A 22,512-nucleotide genomic window follows, 5' to 3' on the forward strand; every position below is an offset into this window, starting at 1 on the left:
GAAAGAGGGGGGAGAAGTGAAACACACAGGGTGTTTTGGGGGTTTCTGTTTGCTGCGAGGACCATTTCCTGCTTTTTTGCGTTTTTTGGCAAAGCGCGGCCGCTGTTTATCTCCGTGTCAACAAATCACCGGCGTGTGCCGGTGCTGTGTCGGTCCTGTGCCGGTCTAGAACAGCACCCTGGCGAGAGCGGTACGGGCCGAGGTCACGAGCGGGTCGTCCGAACCGACCACTTCGAACATCTCCAGCAGCCGCACGCGCACCGCGTCCCGGTCCTCACCGAACGTCACCTTCACGGTGTCCACCAGCCGCCCGAAGGCGTCCGCCACGTGACCGCCGGCCAGATCCAGGTCGGCCGCGGCGATCTGCGCCGCCGGGTCCTTCGGGTTCTCGGCCGCCGCGGTGCGCACCGCCTGCGGGTTCATGTCCTTCACCCGTGCGAACAGCTCCGCCTGGGCGAGGCCCAGCTTGGCGTCGGTGTTGGACGGATCGGCCGCGAGCACGGCCTTGTAGGCGCGCACCGCCCCGTCCAGGTCATCGGCGTCCAGCGCCTCGATCGCCTGGTCGAGCAGCGCGTCGTACGGACCGGCCGGCTCCTCGGCCTCCACCGCGCCCGGACCCGGGGCGGCGGCGCCCTCGGCGCCGGGGTCCACCTCGACGCCGATGACCCCGAAGCGCTCCTCGGCGATCTGGACCAGCTGGGCGAGGACCCCGCGGACCTCGCCCTCGGACGCGAAGTCCTGGAACAGCGGCATCGCCTGGCCCGCGACCACGGCGAAGACGGCCGGGAGGGCCTGGATGCGGAACTCTCGGATCAGGTTCTGGTTGGCCGCGACGTCGAGCGCGGCCAGCGCGAGGCGGCCGTTCGCCTCGATGGTGAGCCGCTCCAGCAGCAGGCTCAGCTCCTGCCCCTGCTCGAAGCCCTCGGCGCGGAAGTCGAGGATGACCGGAACCTCGCCCGAGAGCGGGACCACATGGCTCTCGAAGCGGGTCTCATCGGTGTCGAAGACGAGCGCGGACGGCGGAACGGCCCCGGCGGGCGCGGGCGCACCGCCCTGAGCGGCCTTCCGGGCCGCGTCGGCACGGGCCTGCTCGGCCTTGGCCTTGGCCTCGCCGGCCGCCTTCACCGCGGCGAGGTCGACGACGCCGCTCATGGACATGTTTCTGGGCTGCATGCGTACATCCTCCCCCGAGTGCGCGCGCCGACGAAAAAGATCGGCCGAAACGAACCGATCGCGGTACCTGCCGTGCTTCTCCTACTGCTGTGGCGCCGGGTCCCCACCTGGCGCCGGTAGCTCTTCGCGTGGTTGTCGCTCTTACGCTACGAGTCGTAGCGTAACTCCCTCCGCCCGCCCGCGCCCCGTGATCTGAACCACACGCCCGGGGGGCCGATCGGCTCTGCTACCGGCGGGTATGGTCTCGGCCATGCGCAACCCCAGCTCGGACACCTCCTGCCCGCCCGGCCGCACCGGACGCCCGCGCAGCGCCGCGGCGGACGCCGCGATCCTCGCCGCGACCCGGGACGCGCTGGTGGAGCTGGGCTGGTCGAAGCTGACGATGGGGGACGTCTCGGCGCGGGCCGGGGTCGCGAAGACCACCCTCTACCGGCGCTGGTCGGGCAAGAACGAGCTGGTCGTGGACGCCGTCGCGGAACTCTTCGACTCCCTCGAGCTCCCCGACCGGGGCTCGCTCGAAGCCGACATCGAGTACGTGGTGCTCCAGTTCGCGGCGCTGCTGCGGCGCCCGGAGGCCCGTACCGCGCTGATGGCGGTCGTCGCCGAGTCCACCCGGGACGAGGCCCTGCGGGACCGGATCCGGTCGGCGATCGTGGACCGGCAGAAACGTCTCGTCGTACTGGGGCGCGAACGGGCGCAGGCCCGGGGCGAACTCCCCTACGAGGAGGACGAGTCCCTCGCCTCCCACACCACGGACCTGATCTTCGACGTGATCGCGGGCACCGTGGTCCACCGCGCGCTGGTCAGCTCCGAGCCGGTGGACGAACTGTGGGTGGCCACCTTCACGGCCCTGCTCATGTACGGCCTCCAGGGTTCCGCCGCCGCCCCTTCCGGCCCCGCTCCGGCGGCGTGACCACCGCGGGCCGGCCACCGTCCGACAGGGGCGTGAAGTCCTCGCACCAGGCCGGCGCCGAGGCGATCAGCGCCTCCGAGCGCGGGTTGTGGCCGGGCCAGGGCCTCGGGCGCCCCGGCCAGTCGGCCCAGCGCAGGCTGTCGGCCTCCTCCGGCGGCAGCAGGCCGGAGGCCACCAGGGCCGCCCGGCCCGCTTCGAGCCCGGCGAGCCGGTAGCCGTACTCCGAGGAGTCCACCTCGTGGACGTGGGCGTCGGTGAGCAGCACCGAGGCCGCCACCCCGTCGAGGCCGCGCACGATGCCCGCACGCACGCAGGCCGCGTACACCTCGGGCAGCCGGCGGTGCGCCGGGACGGCGTTGAGGACCTCCGTCAGCCCGGACGGGCCGGGCGGCTCGAAGTCGGCGGCGATGTACGCGTACGGCCCGCAGTTGGTCTGCATGAGCACGCGGGCACTCACCCCGTACACGGGAACGGGAAGGTGGCGGCCTGTCATGGCCGCCACCTTAGGTCGTCCCTTTCGGATCGGGGCGTCGCGGACGACGGGGCGTCAGAAGCCCGGCGGCTCCGTGTACGTGCCCCACTCGTCCCGCAGCAGGTTGCAGATCTCGCCCATCGTGGCCTCGGCGCGCACCGCGTCGAGCATCGCCGGGATCATGTTCGACCCGTCGCGGGCGGCGGCCAGCATGGCGCCCAGGGCCGCCTTGACCTTCGCGTCGTCCCGGGCTGCCTTGCGCTCCGCGAGTTCGCGGACCTGGACCTTCTCCACCTCGTGGCTGACGCGCAGGATCTCCAGGTCTCCGGTGACCGAGCCGTGGTGGACGTTGACGCCCACGACGCGCTTGTCGCCCTTCTCCACGGAGCGCTGGTACTGGAAGGCCGACTCGGCGATCTCGCCGGTGAACCAGCCGTCCTCGATGCCCCGCAGGATGCCCGAGGTGATCGGTCCGATCGGGTGCTGCCCGTTCGGGTGGGCGCGCAGCCCGCGCTCCTTGATCTGCTCGAAGATCTTCTCGGCGTCGGCCTCGATGCGGTCGGTGAGCTGCTCGACGAACCAGGAGCCGCCCAGCGGGTCGGCCACGTTGGCCACGCCCGTCTCCTCCATCAGCACCTGCTGCGTGCGCAGGGCGATCTCGGCGGCCTGCTCGCTGGGCAGCGCGAGGGTCTCGTCGAGGGCGTTGGTGTGGAGGGAGTTGGTGCCGCCGAGGACGGCCGCGAGGGCTTCCACCGCGGTGCGCACGACGTTGTTGTAGGGCTGCTGGGCGGTGAGGGAGACCCCGGCCGTCTGGGTGTGGAAGCGCAGCCACATCGTCTTCTCGGACTTCGCCCCGTACACCTCCTTCATCCAGCGGGCCCAGATGCGGCGGGCGGCGCGGAACTTGGCGATCTCCTCGAAGAAGTCGAGGTGCGCGTCGAAGAAGAAGGAGAGTCCGGACGCGAAGTGGTCCACGTCCAGCCCGCGCGAAAGGCCCAGCTCCACGTACCCGAACCCGTCGGCGAGGGTGTACGCGAGCTCCTGCGCGGCCGTGGCCCCGGCCTCGCGGATGTGGTAGCCGGAGACGGAGAGCGGCTTGTAGGCGGGGATGCCGTTCGCGCAGTACTCCATGAGGTCGCCGATGAGGCGCAGGTGCGGCTCGGGCTCGAAGAGCCACTCCTTCTGGGCGATGTACTCCTTGAAGATGTCGGTCTGGAGCGTCCCGTTCAGGACGGCCGGGTCGACGCCCTGGCGTTCGGCGGCCACCAGGTACATGCAGAAGGCGGGGACGGCGGGGCCGCTGATCGTCATGGAGGTGGTCACGTCGCCGAGCGGGATGTCCTTGAAGAGGATCTCCATGTCGGCGGCGGAGTCGATGGCGACCCCGCAGTGGCCGACCTCGCCGAGCGCGCGGGGGTCGTCGGAGTCGCGCCCCATCAGGGTGGGCATGTCGAAGGCGACGGAGAGCCCGCCGCCGCCGGCGGCCAGGATCATCTTGTAGCGCTCGTTGGTCTGCTCGGCGTTCCCGAACCCGGCGAACTGCCGGATGGTCCAGGTCCGCCCCCGGTAGCCGGTGGCGTGCAGGCCCCGGGTGTACGGGTACTCCCCCGGCCAGCCGATGCGCTCGAAGCCCTCGTACGAGTCGCCGGGCCGCGGTCCGTACACGGGATCGACGGGGTCGCCGGAGAGCGTGGTGAAATCGGCCTCGCGCTTGCGGGCCTTGTCGTACCGGGCCTGCCAGCGACGGCGGCCTTCCTCAATGGCGTCAGCGTCCATACCGATGAATTTACTAGGACGTCCTAGTAAATGTCGATGGGCAACCCCCGGGGAGTCACCCCGGGGGCGGATGGATCAGCTGAGGTCAGGCGCGGGCGGCGGCCGGGTCGCCCGCGATGAGGGGCTCGACCTCGGCGCGGATGCCCCGCTCCACGAAGAACGCGGCGAGCGGGATGGTGCCGGAGACCAGGACCCACAGGAGCTTGCCGAACGGCCACTTGGCCTTGGAGCCCAGGTCGAAGGCGAACACCAGGTAGACCATGAACAGCACACCGTGCGCCTGCGAGACCGCGAAGGTCAGGTCGGCGCCGGTGTCGAAGCCGTACTTCGCCACCATGCAGGCACAGAGGATCAGGAGCATGACCGCGGTCACGTAGGCCATGACGCGGTAGCGGGTCAGCACGCTTCGTTTCATGCCGTCGAGCCTAGCCGTCCGGTTTGCACGATCTTGACGCGGGCCGGGTTGGTGCCCTGCCCGCCCGGGTCAGCCGGAGCCGGGCGGCGGGGCCGGCTCCGGGTTCGCGTTCGGCTCCGGGTTCGGATCCCGGTTGCGCAGCGGTGGCCGCGACCAGGGCGCACCGGCGGCGTCCGACTCCGGCCGCAGACCGAGCTCGTGGAGCAGGTTGACCGCCACCATGGCGGTGAACAGCGCGTTCGGGTTGGCCCCGCCGATGCCCAGCTCCGCGACGGCCCCCGCGAACGCGTCCGGCCGGACCCGCACGCCCTCCCCGGTCAGACCCAGCGCCACCCCCTGCAGCGCGGTGGCCTGCTCCAGCAGGCCTTCCAGGTGGGACGCCGCTTCGGCACGCCGGCGCACGGCGAAGGTGTGCCCGTCGGTGAGCAGCTCCGCTTCCCCCCGCTCGAAGAGGAGGGCCGCGGAGGCCAGGACGGTCTGGATCTTGAGCTGGTCGGCGTCGGCCATCGCACCACAGGGCCCGTTGCCCTCGTCGGACAGGTGCAGGACGCCGGCGTCCCGGAGGTGCACGATCACGTGCCCGGCGCAGTGGCCCTGGCTGCGCAGCACCCGGACCGCGCCGTCGGCGAAGGTCCAGCCGGTGAACCGCAGCGGGCCGATCCGGATCCGCTCCAGCGGGCGTTCCTCGTAGGTCCGGGTCTTCGCGCCCAAGGGCCGCATCGGCCGGAAGAGCGCGACCAGCCCGGCCGCGGTCCGCCCCGGGTCGGGGAGCGCCGCGGCCCCGGCGGCCCGCTCGAAGGTCCGGGCCCAGTACTCGGCCGGGTCCCGCATCTGCGGCAGGTCGGGGGCGGGGACCCAGTGCTCGGCCGGTACGCCCAGGCCGTCGGCCAGGTCGTTGTTGCCGACGTGGTCGAGGTGGCCGTGCGTGGTCAGCACCAGGGCCCGGGACCAGGGGCCGACGCGGCCGGTCGCCTCCAGGAGCGCCGTACGGAAGGCCGTGGTGACACCGGTGTCGACGACCACGAGGGTGTCGCCGGCCCGGTGCACGAGGGCATTGGCGACGTCCGGCTGGCCGTGCGCGAGGTCCAGCTCCTGCCCGAGGACCAGTACGGTCCGGTCGTCGATCTCGATCAGGTCACCGAGCGCGGTCATCGGCCCTCCGCGGTCCAGTCCGGGCACCCCTGCCGAGCGTACGCCGCCACCGGGGAGGGCGCCGCCCGCGTCAGGCGCCGGGCGACGGGGGAACGGGGGTCGGTCTACTTCTCGTCGAAGTCGGCCGCCGCCACCCGGAGCGGGCGCAGCAGCGCGAAGATCTCCCCGCACTCCTCGGCGTCGTAGGCGCCCAGACCGAAGTCGATCTCCATCAGCGCCTTCGTGGCCGCCTCGACCACCTCGCGGCCCTTGTCCGTGATCGACGCGAGGGTGCCGCGCCCGTCGTTCGGGTTCGGGCGCCGGGCGACGAGGCCGGACTTCACCAGCCGGTCCACCGTGTTCGTCACCGACGTCGGGTGCACCATGAGCCGCTCGCCGATCTTCGACATCGGCAGTTCGCCGGCCTTGGAGAAGGTCAGCAGCACCAGCGCCTCGTAGCGCGCGAAGGTCAGACCGTACGGCTTGACGACCGCGTCGACCTCGCCGAGCAGGATCTGGTGCGCCCTCATGATCGAGGTGATCGCGGCCATCGAGGGGACCGGGCCCCAGCGTTGCTGCCAGAGTTCGTCGGCGCGGGCGATCGGGTCGAAGGGAAGACTGAGCGGCTTGGGCACGCATCAGACCCTACCGGGCGGTCATTTGGCCGCGGGATCCGTCTCACGCCTCGGCCCGTCCGTCCGGCGCACCTCGGCGAGCAGCAGCAGGACGACCCCCGTGCCCAGCACCGCGGCCGACGCCACCACCACGTGGACGGACAGGAACTCCGCCGCGACTCCGGCGAGCGCCATGCCGACGCCCTGAAGGGTCATCAGGCCGGTGCTGAGCAGGGTCATCGCCCGGCCGCGCAGATCCTCGGGCACGGCCTCGACGTACCACTGGTCGAGCCCGAGGGTGTACGCGTGGGCCAGCCCGGCCAGGACGAGCGCGGCCAGCAGGAGCGGCAGGCCGGGCCGGACGGCGTACGCGAGCAGCGGCAGCAGCGAGACGGCGGCGAGCGGGGCCGTGATCCGCGAACGCGTTCGGGCGGTGAGCGCGGAGCCCGCCCACACCTCCCCGGCGATGGCTCCGGCCGGCATCGCGCACATCAGCAGCCCGAGCCCGGCGGTGGAGATCCCGAGGCCGGTGGCGTACGGCGTCAGCAGCGCCTCCGGTACGACCACGAAGAGCGGCGGCAGCCAGGACAGCAGGGTCAGGGCCCGCAGCCGGCGGTGGCCCAGCACGGCCCGCAGCCCGGCGAGCGGGGAGACCCGCGTCCCGGCGCCTGCGGACCGGGCGGGCCGGGCCCGGGTGCCCAGGCGCAGCAGGAGGGCGGAGCCGAGGAAACCGGCGGCCGTAAGGAGGATGGCCCCGCGCGGGGCCAGCACGGTGAGCAGCAGCCCGCCGAGCCCGAAGCCGATCAGCTGGGCGCTCTGCGCCACCATGCGCAGCAGCGAGCGGCCCAGGACGTACGCGTCCGTGGCCCCGAGGACGTCGGCGAGGGAGGCGCTGCGGGTGCCCTGGAACAGCGGCGCGACGAAGGCCATCGCGCAGCGCAGGACGAGGAGCAGCGCGACCGGGGTGCCGGGCGCGGCCATGGCGGCGGCGCAGGCCGCGCAGACGAGGTCGCAGCCGACGAGCACGCGGCGGGCGGGGAGCCGGTCGGCGAGCGGCGCGAGGAGGGTGCCGCCGAGGGCGTAGGGGAGGAAGCCGAGGGCGAAGGTGAGCGCGCTCATCAGGGGGGAGCCGGTGGCGCGGTAGACGAGGACGGTGAGGGAGATCTCGGCGATGACGACGCCGAGCACGGACAGCAGGTGCGCGGCGAACACCGGCCGGAACTCCCCGACCCGGAAGACGGCCCGGTATCCGACGGGCTCCGGCGGTGAGCCCGGAACGGACGGCCCGCCCGGGCCGGGAGCGGACCCGGGAGCGGTGACGGACCGGGCCGGGCCCGGCGCGCCCGGCCCGGGAACGGTGACGGCGGCCGGGGCCCGGCCGTCCGCACCCGGCCCGGGGGCGGGCGCGTCCCCGGGCGAAGCGGCCCGCCCGGGAGCGGTGACGGCGGCCGGGGCTTGGCCCGGCGTGCCCGGGGCGGCGGTTGCCGGGGACCCGGACGGTTCTGCGTTGGTCATACGGTGCACCTTGGCGACGCCTAGGCTGGGGCGACAGAGATTCGCCCCCACCCGAATCACCCGCCTCCGGGCCCGGCAGCCGTGCAGCCCCGCCCGACCGGCCCGACCGGCCCGACCGACCCGTCCGCCCCCCACCCGTCCCACCCCCGGAGGGACCCGTGCCCTTCCACTTCCGCTTCGGCGCCGCCGACCTGTTGCGCTGCCGGTTCTCGATCTCGCCCCGCTGGGAGACCCAGGAGGCGGTACGGGTCCTGCTGGACCGGCGGCGCCACGCCTACCACCTGCCCTGGCTCCGCGGGATCCGTACGGCGGCCGCCGGGCTGGACCTGCGGCCGCTGTGGCTGCTGATGCCGCGCACGGGACACAACCCGGACTTCCTCAGCCCGCCCCCGGCGGGCCCGTCGGTCACCTTCGAGGAGGAGCTCGCGCGGGTCCGGGCCGCCGATCCGCAGGCGGCCCGGGAGGACCTGCGGCGCTCCCTGGTCTGTACCCCGGGCGCCCTGGAGAGCGCGGCCGGGCAGCGGATGCTGGCCGACCCGGAGCGGGCGGTCCAGGAGCTGGCCGACCTCTACGAGCAGGCCTGGCGGGCGCTGGTCGCCCCGCACTGGCCCCGGCTGCGCGCCCTGCTGGAGGCGGACATCCTGTTCCACTCCCGGCGGCTGGCCGCGGGCGGGCTGGAGGCCCTCTTCGACGGCCTCCACCCGGATCTGCGCTGGTCGGGGAAGACCCTCAGCATCGCCCGCCGGGGCCACCACGACCGCTCCCTCGACGGCCAGGGGCTCCTCCTGATGCCGAGCGCCTTCGTCTGGCCGGAGGTGGTGGGCGGCTACGACCCGCCGTGGCAGCCGACCCTGGTGTACCCGGCCAGGGGCATCGGCGCCCTGTGGACGGCCCCGGCAGGCCCGGCCCCGCAGGCCCTGGCCCGCCTCCTGGGCCGCGGCCGCGCCGACGTCCTGTGCGCCCTGACCGAGCCGGCCTCGACCACCGCCCTGGCCCACCGTCTGTCCCTGGCCCCCTCCACGGTCTCCGCCCACCTCAAAACCCTCCAGGAAGCCGGCCTCCTCATCCCCTCCCGCCACGGCCACCAGATCCTCTACGAACGCACCCCCCTGGCGATCGCCCTGACGAATCCGGGGTAGATCCAGCCCCGCCGGCGTTTGAGGCGCGGGGTCCGGGGCGGAGCCCCGGGGGCTCGGCGGGTCCGGGCAGCGCCCGGGGAACGGAGGAAGGGCGGGCCGGGGACTCGGCCCCGCGCAGCGGCAAGGGTTGCTGCGGGGACTTCGCCCCACACCAGCACCCATACGCACGCGGCGCTGTCGCACCCCTCCCCACCTGCCCCCATGTCACGATGACCCGGCCCACGGCCACGGCCACGCCCGCACCCGCCGCCCGCCCCTTCGCCCCGAGGAAGCCGGATGCCAGCCCCCCGCAGACGCCCCGCCACCCTCCTCACCGCAGCCCTGGCCCTGGCCGCGACAGCGGCATGCAGCGCCACCCCCACCGCGCAGCCGGAGTCCGCTCCGCCCCACCACCCGGCCGGAGTCGGCCTCGTCGACGAGTCCCCGTTCTGGGTGGACCCGCAGAGCGACGCCGCCCGCCAGGTCGCCGCCTGGGAGGCGCAGGGCCGCAACAGCGACGCCCAGGTGCTGCGCCGCATCGCCGACCGGCCGATGGCCCTGTGGGGCCCGGCCGGCGACCCCGGCCCCGAGATCCGCCGGGCCAGGGCGAGCGCCCGTACGGCCGGCCGCACCCTGGTCCTCGTCGCGTACAACATCCCGTACCGGGACTGCGGGCAGCACTCGGCGGGCGGCGCCCGGGACGCCGCCGCGTACCGGAGCTGGATCGGCGCCTTCGCCGACAACATCGCCGACACCAAGGCGCTGGTCGTCCTGGAGCCGGACGCGATTGCGCACCTCGTGGACGGCTGCACCCGGGCCGACCACCGCGACGAGCGGCTGCGGCTCCTCTCCGAGGCCGTCGACCGGCTCAAGCGCAACAAGAACACCAAGGTCTACCTGGACGCCGGCAACCCGGCCTGGATCCGGGACCCGCGGAAACTGGTCGATCCCCTCTACAAGGCGGGACTGGACCGCGCCGACGGCTTCGCCCTCAACGTCTCCAACTTCCAGCCCAGCGCGGCCGGCCAAAAGTACGGCGCCACCCTCTCCAAGGCCACCAAGGGCAAGCACTTCGTCATCGACACCAGCCGCAACGGCGACGGCCCCCTCCAGGGCGACCGCGCCCAGGCCTGGTGCAACCCGCCGGGCCGCGCCCTGGGCACGCCCCCGACCGACGGGACGGGCGACCCGCTCGTGGACGCGTACCTCTGGATCAAGCGCCCCGGCGAATCGGACGGCACCTGCCGCGGCGGCCCCCCGGCCGGGAAGTGGTGGCCGGACTACGCCCTGGGCCTGGCCCGCCGCTCCACGGACTAGACTGACCGAATCCCCCTTGCCCTGCGGGGAGTTGAGATGGATCCTGTGCGCTACGAACGCGGCGCCGGGGGGTCCGTCATCACGGCGATCGGCCAGTTCCGCGCCCTGTCCGCCTGACCCGGGCCCTAGCTCAGCCACCCGTCCCGCGAGGCCGCCGACGGGGGCTCCGGAGGCTTCGGAGCCGGACGCACCCGGACCCACTTCGCCACCGACGGCGTGCCGTCCGCGTCCGTCACGAACACCATGTACCAGCCGGGCGGCACCAGCGTCGGGTCCGCGGGCACGGTGACCGTCACCGTGTCGGCCGTCTTCGCCAGCCCGAGCTCGATCGAGCGCTGCTCCACGTCGGTGGTGTGCGTGACCGCGCTCGGCCGCATCAGCCGGGCCCGCTGGATCCGCTCGGCCCGCGGTGCCCGGAAGGTGGCGGAGCCGCCTAGCTCCACCTCCTCGGGCCCCTCCCCCAGGACCGGCCGCAGCGCCGGGTCCCGGTGGAGGTAGGGCGGGCTGTACACCTCCAGCCGGTGTTCGAACCGGCCCAGCCTGGTGTTGTCCTTGTCCGCGAAGAGCGGGTCGGAGCCGAAGGTCGCCACCCGCCCGTCGGGCAGCAGCAGCGCCTCGGAGTGGTAGTTGCGCCCGACCTTCGGGGACGCGGCGGCCACGAAGGTGTCGGTGCGCGGGTAGTAGAACTGCGCCTTGCGGATGTCGCTGGCGCCCCGGCCGCGGTAGTCGGCGGAGCCGCCCGTGGTGAAGAGGGAGTCGTCGGGCAGCAGCACGCTGCTGAGGTAGCGCACGCCCTGCGGCAGCCGGGCCGTCGACCGGAAGGCCGGCACCTCCGCCTTGAGGTCCACGACGGCCGTGCGGTCCGTGGACAGCCTGGACTCGCCGACTCCGCCGCCGCCGAGCACCATCACCTTCTGGTCCTGGGCCGGGGGGAGCAGGACGGAGGAGGAGGTCTCCAGCTGGTCGGGGTCGGCGAGTCCGCCGACCTTGCGGTACTGGTTCGTCGCCAGGTCCCACACGCCCGGCTCGCGCCCCTTGCCCTTGGGTCCGTAGCCCGCGTTGGAGCCGGTGTAGAGCAGTTTGCCGCCCTGGGTGAGGAAGAGGGCGGGGTAGGTCGGGAAGTAGCGGAAGGGACCCTTGGACCACTTCTTGGTCTTCGGGTCGTAGTACTCGTTGTCGCCGGGTACGACGTCGCCCACGTCGTTGAGCCCGGACACGGCGAGGACCCGCCCGTCCTGGAGCCCCACCAGGGTCGGGTACCAGCGGGCGTCCTTCATCGGGTCCACCGGTACGTACTTCTCCGCCAGGGGGTCGAACTCGTAGGCGGACTTGATGCCCTGGAAGTCCTGCTTGCCGGCGCCGAGCCGCTCCGCGAGCCCGTAGACGTCGGCGGCGTCCTTGCCGGTGAGCCCGGCCACCGTGTACTGGGCTGCCTGGGTGGTCAGCCCCGCGGCGCCCTCGTGGACCGCCTCCACGAAGACCCGCGCCTCGGCCGCGACCACCTTGGCCTTCCACGGCATCATCTGCCCGCCGCTCCCGTAGGCGATCTCGAACCGCCGGGTGGCCCTGGGGACGGTGACGGCGAACTTCGACACGTACTCGACGCCCGAGGGGGACCGGAAGACGGTGCCCTTCGGCAGCCTGACCGCCTTGTCGGGGCTCTCGTTCTTGACCCGCATGCCGCCGCCGGCCCGGGTGACCTTCCCGTCGAGCACCTCGTAGCGCGCGGTGCCGCCGGCCACCAGGAGCTGTCCGTCGGGGAGTTGGCTGTGGCCCGAGCAGAAGAAGTCCTCCGGGGTCGGGATCTTCTTGAAGCTGTCGTCCCGCGGATCCCACAGGACGGTGGAGAAGCTCCCCTTGTCGAAGTTGCGCTGATCGTTGCCCGAGCCGGCGATCAGCAGCACCTTGCCGGTGCGCAGCAGCGCCGCGTGCATGGCGTTGATCCGGTACTCCTCGGGGAGTTCGATGAGCCCCCACGAGCCGTACTGGACGCGGTAGCCGGCCTGCCCGATCTTGTACGAGTGGTAGCGGTCCCCGGCGAAGGAGAGCGCGGCGGGCGCGTTGAGCGCGAGCAGCAGGGCGGCGGCTCCGGCGCCCAGGGCCGTCTTCTTGAACTGCTTCGAAGGGCGGTAGTCCATGGCTCAGTTCCCTCCCGCGGTGGTCGCGAACGCCTGCTCCGGCTCCTCCCCCGGTTCGGGGCCCGCGCCGGACGCACCCCGGGCCGTACGGGTGCGCAGCCGGGTCACGGCCCATACGGCCGGCGGGGCGAGGGTGACGGCCAGCGCGAGGACCGCCCAGACGCGCATGGCCGCGTGGGTGTGTTCGTAGCGCACGGAGGCGGCGAGGGAGACGAGGAGGACGGCGGCCCAGAAGAGGTGGATGCGGAAGGTCGCGGGCCGGTCGGGGCTGGCGGTGCCGCCCTTGGGCGTGACGATGAAACGGCCCCGGGTGCGCAGCACCGCCGAGCCGAGCGACATCAGGTAGACCGGCGCGCAGACTGCCGACATCGCCATGCCGGCGAGCCCGCCGGAGCCCTCCGGCTCGTGGGGCGAGACGTTGTGGCGGCGGTTCCACAGGTACAGGCCGACCTGGAGGGCGGCGGCGTCGGTGTAGAGCATCAGCCAGACCTCGGAGGAGACCTGGGTGCCGGAGGCGCCGAACCACAGGAACAGCACGCAGCTGAGGACGCCGAGGAGCCAGTTGACGGCGGTCATCGGGTAGTAGACGAGCATCAGGGTGTAGTTGAGCCGGCGGCCCGCGGGCATCCGGAAGCAGCCCCGCCAGTACTGCCGCAGGAGGGTCTCGTACGTCCCTCTCGACCAGCGCAGCTGCTGCGTGAAGAAGTCGGTCCAGGTGCTCGGCCCCTCCCCCACGGCGAGCACGTCGGGGGTGTAGACGGAACGCCAGAACCTGCCGGTCGCGGGGTTCCTGCTGCGGTGCAGCTCGAAGCCGGTGGCCATGTCCTCGGTGAGGGAGTCGTAGAGCCCGCCGACCTGGCGCAGGGCGCTGATCCGGACGGCGTTGTTGGTGCCGACGAACATGGGGCGCCGTAGCGGTTGCCCGCGCGCTGGATCAGAGCGTGGAAGAGGTACTGCTGGGACTCGGCGGCCTTGGTGACCGAGGCGGTGTAGTTGCCGTAGACCTGCGGGCCGACGACGAAGGCGATGTCGGGGTCGCGGAAGAAGCCGAGCATCCGCTCCAGGTACTGCGGGAGCGGCACGTGGTCGGTGTCCACGGAGGCGAAGTAGTCGTAGTCCGCGCCGTGCCGGGCGAGCCAGGCGTTGTAGTTGCCGTGCTTGGTCCTCGCCCGGTGCGCCCCCTTCGCCGTGTTCCACTCGGCGACGCCCTTGCGGGTGAAGTGGCGCACGCCGAGCGCCGCGCACAGTTCCCTGGCCCCGGGGTCGTCGCCCTCGTCGAGGAGCCAGACGTCGAGCGGCCCGTCGTGGCGGACGGCGACGGCCCCGCGCAGGGTCGCGGCCGCCATGGAGAGGGGTTCCTTGCCGGGGACGTAGGTGGTGAGGAAGGCGACGCGGGTGCCGGGCTCGGCGGGGACGGGGACGGGGTCCCGGGCGACCATCGTGGCGTGGGCGATCGAGACGACGTTGACCACCATGAAGAGCATGATCAGGGCGACGGATCCGAGCATCACGGCGTCGAGCCGCACCAGCCAGGTCTCGCCGCCCTCCCGGACGGTGCGGTGCGTGGGCCAGACGAGGTAGAGCAGCAGTCCGGTGGCGGCGACGGGGGCGAGGGTCATGAGCGCGACGGCCCGTATTCGGGTCCGGAGGTCCTCGCGCGCGAGCAGGGAGCGGTACTTCACCCGGTAGGCGACGGCGGGGTCCGGCTCCTCGCAGGGGCCGGCCAGTCGGCTGTGGGTCTCGTAGTCGAAGGCTTCCTGCCGCACGGTTTCCTCCAGCGCTCGAAACCGGGGTACGTATCCCAACGAAAGGGGAGATGCCTCGGCCTGTCGAACTGGATGCACCCGACCGGGCGGTTCCGTTCCGTGCCCTCACGGCCAGGGCCGAACGGGTCATGGCGCCGAGCGCCGGGCGCCGGGCGCCGGCCGCGCCCTCAGCCGGCCCGGCCGCCGATCAGGATGCCGCGTCCGGCGTAGAAGCGGTCCAGTTCGGCCCAGGGAACGGGCGCGTACTGCTGCGAAGCATCGGGGAAGCCGGAGGGATTGTGCACCAGGACGGCATCGTCGGTGGCCCCGACGGCGAGCACCAGGTGGCCGCCCCTGGCCTCCACCGCGGCGGCCGGGGTACGGATCGACCAATGCACCGACAGCATCGCCATCCCGCCCGCGGCGAGCGTGTCCCGGACGGCCTGGTGGCCCAGTACGGGCACCGAGCGGGCGTCCAGGCCCCAGCGGGCGTTCACGTACTCGGCGAACGGCCGGTAGATCAGCCCCTGCACGGCGTCCCCGTCCCGGACGTACGCCCCGGCCCCGCAGAGCTCCTTCACCAGCGCCACCGAGGGCGGCACCGGGAGCCCCAGGCTCCCCAGCACCATCCGCAGACAGGCCACTCCGCACATGCGGGGCGCCCAGAAGGCGTACTCCTCGGGGGACCCGGCGCCGGACCCGGCCCACAGCGGATCCCGCGCCGCGTCGGCCCCCGCGACGAACTCGGGCACCAGCGCGGCGGACTCCCACTGGGAGTAGTACGGGACGGCGTGCTTGATCACGGAGACGGTCATGCCTCCGCAGTCTGCTCTACGCGAGGTCCCCCGGCCTCGGGCGCCCCCGGTGCAAGCCCTGCGCGAGGGGCTCGCGAGTGGGCTCAGCCCCCGGCGAGGTGGCGTTCCACCGTTTCCATCTTGGACGTCATGCCGTCCGTGACGCCGGGGCGGATGTCGGCCTTGAGGACGAAGGAGACCCGGGGGGCGCGCGCCTCCACGGCGGCCACCGCGCGCTTGACCACGTCCATCACCTCGTCCCACTCGCCCTCGATGGTGGTGAACATGGCGTCCGTGTGGTTCGGCAGCCCCGACGCGCGGACGACGCGGACGGCGTCGGCCACGTACTCACCGACCTCTTCGCCGACGCCCAGCGGGGTCACCGAGAACGCGATCATCATGCGCGGGCCGCCTCACGGGCACGGGCGGCGAGCACGCCGGCCGACTCGTCGCGCTTGAGCAGGCGGTCGCCGTAGAGCCCGCCGAAGGGGACCAGCGCCAGCAGGAAGAACAGCACGACCTTCTTCAGGGGCCACTTCGCCTTGAACCAGACGTCCAGCAGGAAGACGCCGTAGATGACGAACAGGATCCCGTGGATGATGCCGAGCGGCATCATCAGGTAGTCGATGTCCGAGATCCGGCTCAGCACCGAGCCGAAGATCAGCAGCGCCGGGAACGAGAGCGCCTCCGGTACGGAGATGAGGCGCAGCCGGTGCAGGGCGGAAGCGGTCTTGATGTCCACGTGGAACCTTCGGGATGGATGCCGGGGGTCCGTCCCAGTGTCTCAGCCGCGCCGGGCGATCTTGGCGCGGGGCCGGGGTCCCGGCGGACCGGGCCACGACCCCGACCGGACCGTGCCGAACCGTGACGCATATCGGCCAACGGGCCCCTGTTCGGTGCCGCTCGCTGCGGATAACGTCTTCCCGTGGCTCAGTTCCGACTCCAAGGCAGCAAGGTGCTCGCCGTCGACCTGACCGGGGACGCCGTGAAAGCGAAAAACGGCTCCATGGTCGCGTACGACGGCCAGATGGCCTTCAAGAAGATGACCGGCGGCGGCGAAGGCCTCCGCGGAATGGTGACCCGGCGGCTCACCGGCGAGCAGATGACCGTGATGGAAGTGCAGGGGCACGGCACCTGCTTCTTCGCCGACCGGGCGAGCGAGATCAATCTGGTCAACCTGCGCGGCGAGAAGCTGTACGTCGAGTCCAGCAACCTGCTGTGCACCGACGCCGGCCTGCGCACCGGCACCACCTTCACCGGCCTGCGGGGTGCGAGCACGGGCAACGGCCTGTTCACCACCACCGTCGAAGGCAGCGGGCAGGCGGCGATCATGTCCGACGGCCCGGCGGTGGTGCTGCGCGTCAGCGCCCAGTACCCGCTCTCCGTCGACCCGGGGGCGTACATCGCGCACACCGGCAACCTCCAGCAGTCCTTCCAGTCCGGTGTGAACTTCCGCACGCTGATCGGCGAGGGCTCCGGCGAGTCCTTCCAGATCCGCTTCGAGGGCGAGGGCCTGGTGTACGTCCAGCCCAGCGAGCGCAACACCATCGGGGGCGACGTCTGATGCCGTTCCGCGAGATCAACTCGAAGATGGTCGAGGCCCAGGTCGTACCGGGGCGGAAGATGTACAGCCAGCGCGGCGCGATGCTCGCCTACCGCGGCGAGGTCTCCTTCACCCCGAGCCTGACCGGCGGCCAGGGCGGCGTGATGGGCATGATCGGGCGCCGCGTGGCGAACGAGCAGACCCCGCTGATGGAGGTCGAGGGCAGCGGCACGGTGATGTTCGGCCACGGCGGCCACCACATCCAGGTGATCAGCCTCACGGGCGAGACGCTCTACGTGGAGGCCGACCGGCTGCTCGCCTTCGACGGCACCCTGCAGCAGGGGACGATGTTCATGGGGGCGCAGGGCGGGGTCATGGGCATGGTCCGCGGCCAGGTGACGGGCCAGGGCCTGTTCACCACCACCCTCAAGGGCCACGGCTCGGTGGCCGTGATGGCCCACGGCGGGGTCATCGAGCTGCCGATCCACCCGGGCCGCCCGATCCACGTGGACCCGCAGGCCTACGTCGCCCACCACGGCGAGGTCCGCAACAAGCTGTCCACGGCGCTGGGCTGGCGGGACATGGTCGGGCGCGGCTCGGGCGAGGCGTTCCAGCTGGAGCTGTCCGGCCAGGGCGCGGTGTACGTACAGGCCTCGGAGGAGAAGCTGTGAACTTTGGTCCCGTGACCGGCGGACCCGGCGGCCCGACGGTCTTCGACCCGTACACCCTGCCGTCCGACGACAACGTCAACGCCTACACCTTCTGCGTGGAGCTCAAGGGGAGCCAGTGGTTCCTGCAGAAGGGCAAGATGATCGCCTACTACGGGCGCATCGAGTTCAACGGCATCGGCCACGGCCGGTTCGACCGGCTGCTGCGCACCAGCTTCCACTCGCCGCTGCACGCGAGCGACTGGGTGGTGGCCGAGGGCCAGGGCAAGATGCTGCTCGCCGACCGGGCCTTCGACGTGAACTCGTACGACCTGGACAACGGCAACCTGACCATCCGGTCGGGCAACCTGCTCGCCTACCAGCCCACGCTCGCGCTCAAGCAGTCGATCGTGCCGGGCTTCCTCACCCTGATCGGGACCGGCAAGTTCGTGGCGGCCTCCAACGGGCCGGTGGTGTTCATGGAGCCGCCGCTGCGCGTGGACCCGCAGGCGCTCGTAGGGTGGGCGGACTGTCCCTCCCCCTGCCACCATTACGACCACAAGTACATGTCGGGCGTGATCGGCGGCCTGCGCTCGCTGACGGGCATCGGGGGCTCCTCGGGCGAGGAGCACCAGTTCGAGTTCGTCGGCGCGGGTACGGTACTGCTCCAGTCCTCGGAGATGCTGATGGCGGAGCAGGCGGTCGGGACCGTGGGCGCCGGCGCGGCCACGGGCAACGCCCAGGGCGTGCCCGGACAGGGTCCGATGGGTCAGATGGGCCAGAGCGGCGTACCGCGGATGCCGGGGCAGCTCGGTGATCTCCAGCGGCGCTTCGGTCTGTAGGAAACCTCTCACTCCGCCGTATTTTTGTACGTAATTCAACTTCTTAGGTAGAGTTCTTTCATGGAGACCATCGAGACCGAGACGGCCACCCCCTGGCTGAGCGACGCCGAGCAGTGCGCCTGGCGCACCCACCTGGACGTCAGCAGACTGCTGTCGCACCAGCTGGAAAAGGACCTCCAGCCGTTCGGGCTCACCAACAACGACTACGAGATCCTCGTGAACCTCTCCGAATCCGAGGAACTCCGGATGCGGATGAGCGATCTCGCGACGTCCACCCTGCAGTCCAAGAGCCGGCTCTCCCACCAGATCACCCGCATGGAATCGGCGGGCCTCGTCCGCCGCGTGAACTGCGAGTCCGACCGCCGCGGGCTCTACGCCGTCCTCACCCCCGAGGGCATGGAGACGATGCGCAAGGTCGCCCCGCACCACGTGGCGTCCGTCCGCCGGCACTTCATCGACCTGCTCCCGCCGGAGGCGCTCGCGGCTCTACGCGCGTCCCTGGGACCGGTCGCCGAGCACCTGCGGGCGAACCGCGGCAAAGCCTGACCCCCGGTCGCTCGGCGCGCCCATCGCGGCGGATCACCGGACAATGGTGGCAACGCATCCGCAGCCGGCCCACGCCGAGCGACCGTAGGCGCACATGGCCGGCCCGAGGAGGTCCTGCCATGCAGCGCAACACGTACGTTTCCGCGGCCGCGGCCGTGGTCCTGGCCCTGGGAGGCCCGGTGGCGGCCGCGGCGACGGCATCCGCCGCCACGCCGACGGCCCTGACCGCGGCCACGGCCGCGCGCGCCGACGTGACCGCCGAGGCGGCGGCAGCGGCGGCCCTGAAGGCCAACCCCGGAGTCATCGAGTCCCTGGACCGCGACGGCGCGATCTGGCACGTGGACGTCGTCAGCAAGGACGGCACCCACTCGGAGCTGGAAGTGGACGCCGTGAGCGGCAGCGTCACCAAGGAGAACCAGGACGACGACCAGAAGGCCGACGACTACGCCTCGCTGCTCGCCGCGAAGGTGACCGCCGAGCAGGCGATGAAGACGGCCGTGGCCGCCCACCCCGGCAAGGTCTGGTCGGTGGAGTGGGACGAAGACGATGACGGCAACGGCCGCGCCGCCACCTGGAACGTCGAGGTCAAGACGACCGACGGAAAGACCCAGAACGTGCACGTGGACACGGCCACGGCGAAGGTGGTCTCCTCCGAGTCCGACAACGACGACGGGGACAACTGAGCCCCACGCGCCACACGCACGGAAGCCGCACCCCGTGGACGGGGTGCGGCTTCCGTGTGTGGTCAGTCCGCACGGTCAGGCGTTGGGACGCTTTCCGTGGTTGGCCTTCTTCTTCTTGCGGGCTCGCTTCTTGTTGCCGCGCTTCGCCATGAAACCTCCCTGCGTTGGGGCATTCCGGGCGTTCGCCAGTCTATGACCGGCCCTCGGGCTCCGCATCCGGTTCCGTCGGTTCCGCCGATTCCGCCGCTTCCGTCAGGGTCGCGAGCAGTGCGTCCGAGGCCGCGTACGGATCCAGCTCGCCCGCCGCCACCCGCCCGGCCAGGGCCTCCAGGTGGGTGTCGCCGTGCACGTCGGCCAGCCGGGCCCGCAACGCGGTGATCGCGATCGTTTCCACCTCGCGCGCGGCCCGGGCCGTACGCCGCTGCGCCAGCACCCCGCGCTCGTCCATCCACGCCCGGTGCTTCTCCAGCGCCTCGACCAGCTCGTCGATGCCCGTACCGCGCGCCGCGACCGTCTTGACGATCGGCGGCCGCCAGTCGCCCTTGCCCCGGGACTCCCCCAGGCTCAGCATGTGGTTCAGCTCCCGGGCGGTGGCGTCCGCGCCGTCCCGGTCGGCCTTGTTCACCACGTAGACGTCGCCGATCTCCAGGATGCCCGCCTTCGCGGCCTGGATCCCGTCGCCCATCCCGGGGGCCAGCAGCACCACCGAGGTGTCGGCCTGCGCCGCGATCTCCACCTCCGACTGCCCGACCCCGACGGTCTCGACCAGGATCACCTCGCAGCCGGCCGCGTCCAGCACCCGGATCGCCTGCGGGGCGGCCCAGGCGAGCCCGCCCAGGTGGCCGCGGGTGGCCATGGAGCGGATGTACACCCCCGGGTCGGAGGCGTGGTCCGACATCCGCACCCGGTCGCCGAGCAGCGCGCCCCCGCTGAACGGCGAGGACGGGTCGACGGCCAGGACGCCGACCCGCTTGCCGGCCTGCCGGTACGCGGAGACCAGCGCCGAGGTCGTCGTGGACTTGCCGACGCCCGGGGAGCCGGTGAGGCCCACCACGTACGCGTTGCCCGTGAGCGGCGCCAGCGCCGCCATCACCTCGCGCAGCTGCGGGGACGCCCCCTCGACCAGCGAGATCAGCCGGGCGACCGCTCGCGGCCTGCCCTCACGGGCCTGGGCCACCAGCTGGGGGACGTCCACCGCCGTCATTCTTGCTGCGCTCCTCGGTTCTCGTACGGGTACGGCTACACATACGGGTGCGGGCGGCCGGGCGGCCGCCCCTCCCCTACGGGACGCGGACGATCAGGGCGTCGCCCTGGCCGCCGCCGCCGCACAGGGCGGCCGCGCCGACCCCGCCGCCGCGGCGCTTGAGTTCCAGCGCCAGGTGCAGCACCACGCGGGCGCCGGACATGCCGATCGGGTGACCCAGGGCGATGGCGCCGCCGTTGACGTTCACCTTTTCCGGGGTCACGCCGAGGTCCTTCATCGACTGCACGGCGACCGCCGCGAAGGCCTCGTTGATCTCGATGAGGTCGAGGTCCTCGACGCCGAGGCCCTCCTTCTTCAGGGCGTGCAGGATCGCATTGGAGGGCTGCGACTGGAGCGAGTTGTCCGGACCCGCCACATTGCCGTGGGCGCCGATCTCGGCGAGCCACTCCAGGCCCAGCTCCTCGGCCTTGGCCTTGCTCATCACGACCACGGCGGCGGCGCCGTCGCTGATCTGCGAGGAGGTGCCGGCGGTGATGGTGCCGTCCTTCGCGAAGGCCGGACGCAGCTTGCCGAGGGACTCGACCGTGGTCTCGGCCCGGATGCCCTCGTCCTGCGAGAACACCACCGGCTCGCCCTTGCGCTGCGGGATCTCGACCGGGGTGATCTCGGCCTCGAAGACGCCGTTCTTCTGCGCGGCGGCGGCGCGCTGGTGGGAGGTGGCCGCGAACGCGTCCTGCGGGGCCCGCTCGATGCCGAGGCGGCCGTTGTGCGTCTCGGTGGACAGGCCCATCGGGATGTTCTCGAAGGCGTCGGTGAGACCGTCGTAGGCCATCGCGTCCAGCATCTCGATGGCGCCGTACTTGAAGCCCTCACGGGACTTCGGCAGCAGGTGCGGGGCGTTGGTCATGGACTCCTGACCGCCCGCGACCACGATGTCGAACTCCCCGGCGCGGATGAGCTGGTCGGCCAGCGCGATGGCGTCCAGACCCGACAGGCACACCTTGTTGATGGTGAGCGCGGGGACGTTCATGGGGATCCCGGCCTTGACGGCGGCCTGGCGGGCCGGAATCTGGCCCGCACCGGCCTGGAGCACCTGGCCCATGATCACGTACTGGACCTGGTCGCCGGAGATCCCGGCCCGTTCCAGCGCGGACTTGATGGCGAAGCCGCCGAGGTCGGCACCCGAGAAGGACTTCAGCGAGCCGAGCAGTCGCCCCATGGGCGTGCGGGCCCCGGCGACGATCACTGACGTGGTGTTGTTCGTTCCGGACATGGAGCACAGCCCCTTGAAGATGAGGAGTGAACGAGGGTTTACCCGAATGTACTGAGCGGTACCCGTGGCGTCACCGGCGCGTCAGTGTGATCGCGCGCACGTTGCGTAACCGGCTCCGGTAGCGCTGCACTGTGTCCATGCTGACAAGAATCGACCACATCGGGATCGCCTGCTTCGACCTGGACAAGACGGTTGAGTTCTACCGTGCCACGTACGGCTTCGAGGTGTTCCACTCCGAGGTCAACGAGGAGCAGGGCGTCCGCGAGGCCATGCTCAAGATCAACGAGACCTCCGACGGCGGAGCCTCCTACCTCCAGCTCCTGGAGCCCACCCGCGAGGACTCCGCGGTCGGCAAGTGGCTGGCCAAGAACGGCGAGGGCGTCCACCACATCGCCTTCGGCACCGAGGACGTCCAGGGCGACTCGGAGGCCATCCGCGGCAAGGGCGTCCGCGTCCTCTACGACCAGCCCCGCACCGGCTCGATGGGCTCCTCCATCACCTTCCTGCACCCCAAGGACTGCCACGGCGTCCTCACCGAACTGGTCACGAGCAGCCCCGAGCACTGATGTCCCGTTTCCCCGGCCGGTAGAGTGGCTTTGGCTCGGCCGGGGTTCGGTGCGGAGACGGGGTCGGGGCCTGTATCGCCCGACCCG

General features: G+C 72.1%; 23 protein-coding genes and 1 pseudogene. 9 read left to right on the plus strand and 15 right to left on the minus strand.

Features of this window, described 5'->3' with window-relative positions; all coding sequences use genetic code 11:
* Positions 1–165 precede the first annotated feature (165 nt).
* Positions 166–1,173, minus strand: a complete 1,008-nt coding sequence (locus ACFWBW_RS06910; protein ID WP_385369122.1) for a tetratricopeptide repeat protein — start codon at positions 1,171–1,173, stop codon at positions 166–168.
* Between the two features lie 250 nt (positions 1,174–1,423).
* Here ACFWBW_RS06910 and ACFWBW_RS06915 point away from each other — a divergent pair, with 250 nt between their 5' ends.
* A complete protein-coding gene (locus ACFWBW_RS06915) occupies positions 1,424–2,086 on the plus strand; it encodes a TetR/AcrR family transcriptional regulator (RefSeq protein WP_385369124.1) in 663 nt (220 codons plus the stop codon).
* Here the strand turns inward: ACFWBW_RS06915 and ACFWBW_RS06920 are convergent.
* The 6 genes from ACFWBW_RS06920 to ACFWBW_RS06945 all read right to left on the minus strand — a co-directional run bounded on the left by ACFWBW_RS06920 (position 2,028) and on the right by ACFWBW_RS06945 (position 8,009).
* Positions 2,028–2,579: a hypothetical protein gene (locus ACFWBW_RS06920; protein WP_385369126.1), complete on the minus strand. Its 552-nt coding sequence runs from the start codon at positions 2,577–2,579 to the stop codon at positions 2,028–2,030. The genes ACFWBW_RS06915 and ACFWBW_RS06920 overlap by 59 nt on opposite strands.
* 54 nt (positions 2,580–2,633) lie before the next feature.
* Complete coding sequence (locus ACFWBW_RS06925) at positions 2,634–4,334, minus strand: methylmalonyl-CoA mutase (RefSeq protein WP_385369128.1); 1,701 nt, start codon at positions 4,332–4,334, stop codon at positions 2,634–2,636.
* 85 nt (positions 4,335–4,419) lie between these two features.
* Positions 4,420–4,749: a DUF3817 domain-containing protein gene (locus ACFWBW_RS06930; RefSeq protein ID WP_385369130.1), complete on the minus strand. Its 330-nt coding sequence runs from the start codon at positions 4,747–4,749 to the stop codon at positions 4,420–4,422.
* Between the two features lie 69 nt (positions 4,750–4,818).
* Positions 4,819–5,901: an MBL fold metallo-hydrolase gene (locus ACFWBW_RS06935; protein WP_385369132.1), complete on the minus strand. Its 1,083-nt coding sequence runs from the start codon at positions 5,899–5,901 to the stop codon at positions 4,819–4,821.
* Between the two features lie 104 nt (positions 5,902–6,005).
* A complete protein-coding gene (locus tag ACFWBW_RS06940) occupies positions 6,006–6,515 on the minus strand; it encodes a MarR family winged helix-turn-helix transcriptional regulator (protein WP_385369134.1) in 510 nt (169 codons plus the stop codon).
* 21 nt (positions 6,516–6,536) lie between these two features.
* Complete coding sequence (locus tag ACFWBW_RS06945) at positions 6,537–8,009, minus strand: MFS transporter (protein WP_385369136.1); 1,473 nt, start codon at positions 8,007–8,009, stop codon at positions 6,537–6,539.
* A 158-nt stretch (positions 8,010–8,167) separates the two neighbouring features.
* Between ACFWBW_RS06945 and ACFWBW_RS06950 the strand changes: the two genes are divergently transcribed.
* Together ACFWBW_RS06950 and ACFWBW_RS06955 are read left to right on the plus strand one after the other, a co-directional pair.
* Positions 8,168–9,148 (plus strand): DUF5937 family protein, encoded by a 981-nt coding sequence (locus ACFWBW_RS06950; RefSeq protein WP_385369138.1) that lies wholly within the window; start codon positions 8,168–8,170, stop codon positions 9,146–9,148.
* A 276-nt stretch (positions 9,149–9,424) separates the two neighbouring features.
* The gene (locus tag ACFWBW_RS06955) at positions 9,425–10,444 is read left to right on the plus strand and encodes a glycoside hydrolase family 6 protein (protein ID WP_385369140.1); all 1,020 of its coding nucleotides are present in this window, start codon (positions 9,425–9,427) and stop codon (positions 10,442–10,444) included.
* Between the two features lie 125 nt (positions 10,445–10,569).
* Here ACFWBW_RS06955 and ACFWBW_RS06960 read toward each other — a convergent pair whose 3' ends face one another.
* The 5 genes and pseudogenes from ACFWBW_RS06960 to ACFWBW_RS06980 form a co-directional block, all read right to left on the minus strand.
* Positions 10,570–12,582, minus strand: a complete 2,013-nt coding sequence (locus ACFWBW_RS06960) for a galactose oxidase-like domain-containing protein (RefSeq protein ID WP_385369142.1) — start codon at positions 12,580–12,582, stop codon at positions 10,570–10,572.
* A 3-nt stretch (positions 12,583–12,585) separates the two neighbouring features.
* A pseudogene (locus ACFWBW_RS06965) lies at positions 12,586–14,348 on the minus strand (glycosyltransferase family 2 protein).
* Positions 14,349–14,515: 167 nt separating this feature from the next.
* The gene (locus ACFWBW_RS06970) at positions 14,516–15,142 is read right to left on the minus strand and encodes a C39 family peptidase (RefSeq protein WP_385369144.1); all 627 of its coding nucleotides are present in this window, start codon (positions 15,140–15,142) and stop codon (positions 14,516–14,518) included.
* 83 nt (positions 15,143–15,225) lie between these two features.
* On the minus strand, positions 15,226–15,522 hold the full coding sequence (locus ACFWBW_RS06975; protein ID WP_250744763.1) for an MTH1187 family thiamine-binding protein: 297 nt from the start codon (positions 15,520–15,522) through the stop codon (positions 15,226–15,228).
* Positions 15,519–15,863 carry a DUF3817 domain-containing protein gene (locus tag ACFWBW_RS06980; protein WP_385369146.1) on the minus strand — a complete coding sequence of 115 codons (345 nt, stop codon included), beginning with the start codon at positions 15,861–15,863 and terminating at the stop codon, positions 15,519–15,521. Before ACFWBW_RS06980 ends, ACFWBW_RS06975 begins: the two co-directional genes overlap by 4 nt.
* A gap of 183 nt (positions 15,864–16,046) precedes the next feature.
* Here ACFWBW_RS06980 and ACFWBW_RS06985 point away from each other — a divergent pair, with 183 nt between their 5' ends.
* The 5 genes from ACFWBW_RS06985 (at position 16,047) to ACFWBW_RS07005 (ending at position 19,382) form a co-directional block, all read left to right on the plus strand.
* Positions 16,047–16,685 (plus strand): AIM24 family protein, encoded by a 639-nt coding sequence (locus ACFWBW_RS06985; RefSeq protein ID WP_385369148.1) that lies wholly within the window; start codon positions 16,047–16,049, stop codon positions 16,683–16,685.
* Positions 16,685–17,335, plus strand: coding sequence for an AIM24 family protein (locus tag ACFWBW_RS06990; protein ID WP_385369150.1), 651 nt, complete (start codon positions 16,685–16,687; stop codon positions 17,333–17,335). Before ACFWBW_RS06985 ends, ACFWBW_RS06990 begins: the two co-directional genes overlap by 1 nt.
* A gap of 11 nt (positions 17,336–17,346) precedes the next feature.
* Positions 17,347–18,153, plus strand: coding sequence for an AIM24 family protein (locus tag ACFWBW_RS06995; protein ID WP_385369351.1), 807 nt, complete (start codon positions 17,347–17,349; stop codon positions 18,151–18,153).
* Positions 18,154–18,222: 69 nt separating this feature from the next.
* The gene (locus ACFWBW_RS07000) at positions 18,223–18,699 is read left to right on the plus strand and encodes a MarR family winged helix-turn-helix transcriptional regulator (protein WP_385369352.1); all 477 of its coding nucleotides are present in this window, start codon (positions 18,223–18,225) and stop codon (positions 18,697–18,699) included.
* A 119-nt stretch (positions 18,700–18,818) separates the two neighbouring features.
* Positions 18,819–19,382 carry a PepSY domain-containing protein gene (locus ACFWBW_RS07005; protein ID WP_385369152.1) on the plus strand — a complete coding sequence of 188 codons (564 nt, stop codon included), beginning with the start codon at positions 18,819–18,821 and terminating at the stop codon, positions 19,380–19,382.
* 75 nt (positions 19,383–19,457) lie between these two features.
* On the opposite strand, the gene ACFWBW_RS07010 is transcribed toward ACFWBW_RS07005, so the two are convergent.
* The 3 genes from ACFWBW_RS07010 to ACFWBW_RS07020 form a co-directional block, all read right to left on the minus strand.
* Positions 19,458–19,532 (minus strand): 50S ribosomal protein bL37, encoded by a 75-nt coding sequence (locus ACFWBW_RS07010; RefSeq protein ID WP_099895366.1) that lies wholly within the window; start codon positions 19,530–19,532, stop codon positions 19,458–19,460.
* 40 nt (positions 19,533–19,572) lie between these two features.
* The gene (meaB, locus tag ACFWBW_RS07015) at positions 19,573–20,586 is read right to left on the minus strand and encodes a methylmalonyl Co-A mutase-associated GTPase MeaB (RefSeq protein ID WP_385369154.1); all 1,014 of its coding nucleotides are present in this window, start codon (positions 20,584–20,586) and stop codon (positions 19,573–19,575) included.
* Positions 20,587–20,662: 76 nt separating this feature from the next.
* Positions 20,663–21,859: an acetyl-CoA C-acetyltransferase gene (locus ACFWBW_RS07020; protein WP_385369156.1), complete on the minus strand. Its 1,197-nt coding sequence runs from the start codon at positions 21,857–21,859 to the stop codon at positions 20,663–20,665.
* Between the two features lie 137 nt (positions 21,860–21,996).
* Here ACFWBW_RS07020 and mce point away from each other — a divergent pair, with 137 nt between their 5' ends.
* On the plus strand, positions 21,997–22,425 hold the full coding sequence (gene mce, locus ACFWBW_RS07025) for a methylmalonyl-CoA epimerase (protein WP_073773050.1): 429 nt from the start codon (positions 21,997–21,999) through the stop codon (positions 22,423–22,425).
* Positions 22,426–22,512: the final 87 nt, after the last annotated feature.

The organism is Streptomyces sp. NPDC059957 (assembly GCF_042730015.1).
In the GTDB taxonomy this organism is placed as follows: Bacteria; Actinomycetota; Actinomycetes; order Streptomycetales; family Streptomycetaceae; genus Streptomyces.

Excerpts from the sequence above, each read along its gene's own strand:
- ACFWBW_RS06970 (WP_385369144.1), bottom strand. The coding sequence starts at position 15,142 with ATGACCGTCTCCGTGATCAAGCACGCCGTCCCGTACTACTCCCAGTGG.
- ACFWBW_RS06960 (WP_385369142.1), bottom strand. The coding sequence starts at position 12,582 with ATGGACTACCGCCCTTCGAAGCAGTTCAAGAAGACGGCCCTGGGCGCC.
- mce (WP_073773050.1), top strand. The coding sequence starts at position 21,997 with ATGCTGACAAGAATCGACCACATCGGGATCGCCTGCTTCGACCTGGAC.
- ACFWBW_RS06975 (WP_250744763.1), bottom strand. The coding sequence starts at position 15,522 with ATGATGATCGCGTTCTCGGTGACCCCGCTGGGCGTCGGCGAAGAGGTC.
- ACFWBW_RS06915 (WP_385369124.1), top strand. The coding sequence starts at position 1,424 with ATGCGCAACCCCAGCTCGGACACCTCCTGCCCGCCCGGCCGCACCGGA.
- ACFWBW_RS06910 (WP_385369122.1), bottom strand. The coding sequence starts at position 1,173 with ATGCAGCCCAGAAACATGTCCATGAGCGGCGTCGTCGACCTCGCCGCG.
- ACFWBW_RS06925 (WP_385369128.1), bottom strand. The coding sequence starts at position 4,334 with ATGGACGCTGACGCCATTGAGGAAGGCCGCCGTCGCTGGCAGGCCCGG.
- ACFWBW_RS06935 (WP_385369132.1), bottom strand. The coding sequence starts at position 5,901 with ATGACCGCGCTCGGTGACCTGATCGAGATCGACGACCGGACCGTACTG.
- ACFWBW_RS07005 (WP_385369152.1), top strand. The coding sequence starts at position 18,819 with ATGCAGCGCAACACGTACGTTTCCGCGGCCGCGGCCGTGGTCCTGGCC.
- ACFWBW_RS06955 (WP_385369140.1), top strand. The coding sequence starts at position 9,425 with ATGCCAGCCCCCCGCAGACGCCCCGCCACCCTCCTCACCGCAGCCCTG.
- meaB (WP_385369154.1), bottom strand. The coding sequence starts at position 20,586 with ATGACGGCGGTGGACGTCCCCCAGCTGGTGGCCCAGGCCCGTGAGGGC.
- ACFWBW_RS06990 (WP_385369150.1), top strand. The coding sequence starts at position 16,685 with ATGCCGTTCCGCGAGATCAACTCGAAGATGGTCGAGGCCCAGGTCGTA.
- ACFWBW_RS06945 (WP_385369136.1), bottom strand. The coding sequence starts at position 8,009 with ATGACCAACGCAGAACCGTCCGGGTCCCCGGCAACCGCCGCCCCGGGC.
- ACFWBW_RS06930 (WP_385369130.1), bottom strand. The coding sequence starts at position 4,749 with ATGAAACGAAGCGTGCTGACCCGCTACCGCGTCATGGCCTACGTGACC.
- ACFWBW_RS07020 (WP_385369156.1), bottom strand. The coding sequence starts at position 21,859 with ATGTCCGGAACGAACAACACCACGTCAGTGATCGTCGCCGGGGCCCGC.
- ACFWBW_RS06920 (WP_385369126.1), bottom strand. The coding sequence starts at position 2,579 with ATGACAGGCCGCCACCTTCCCGTTCCCGTGTACGGGGTGAGTGCCCGC.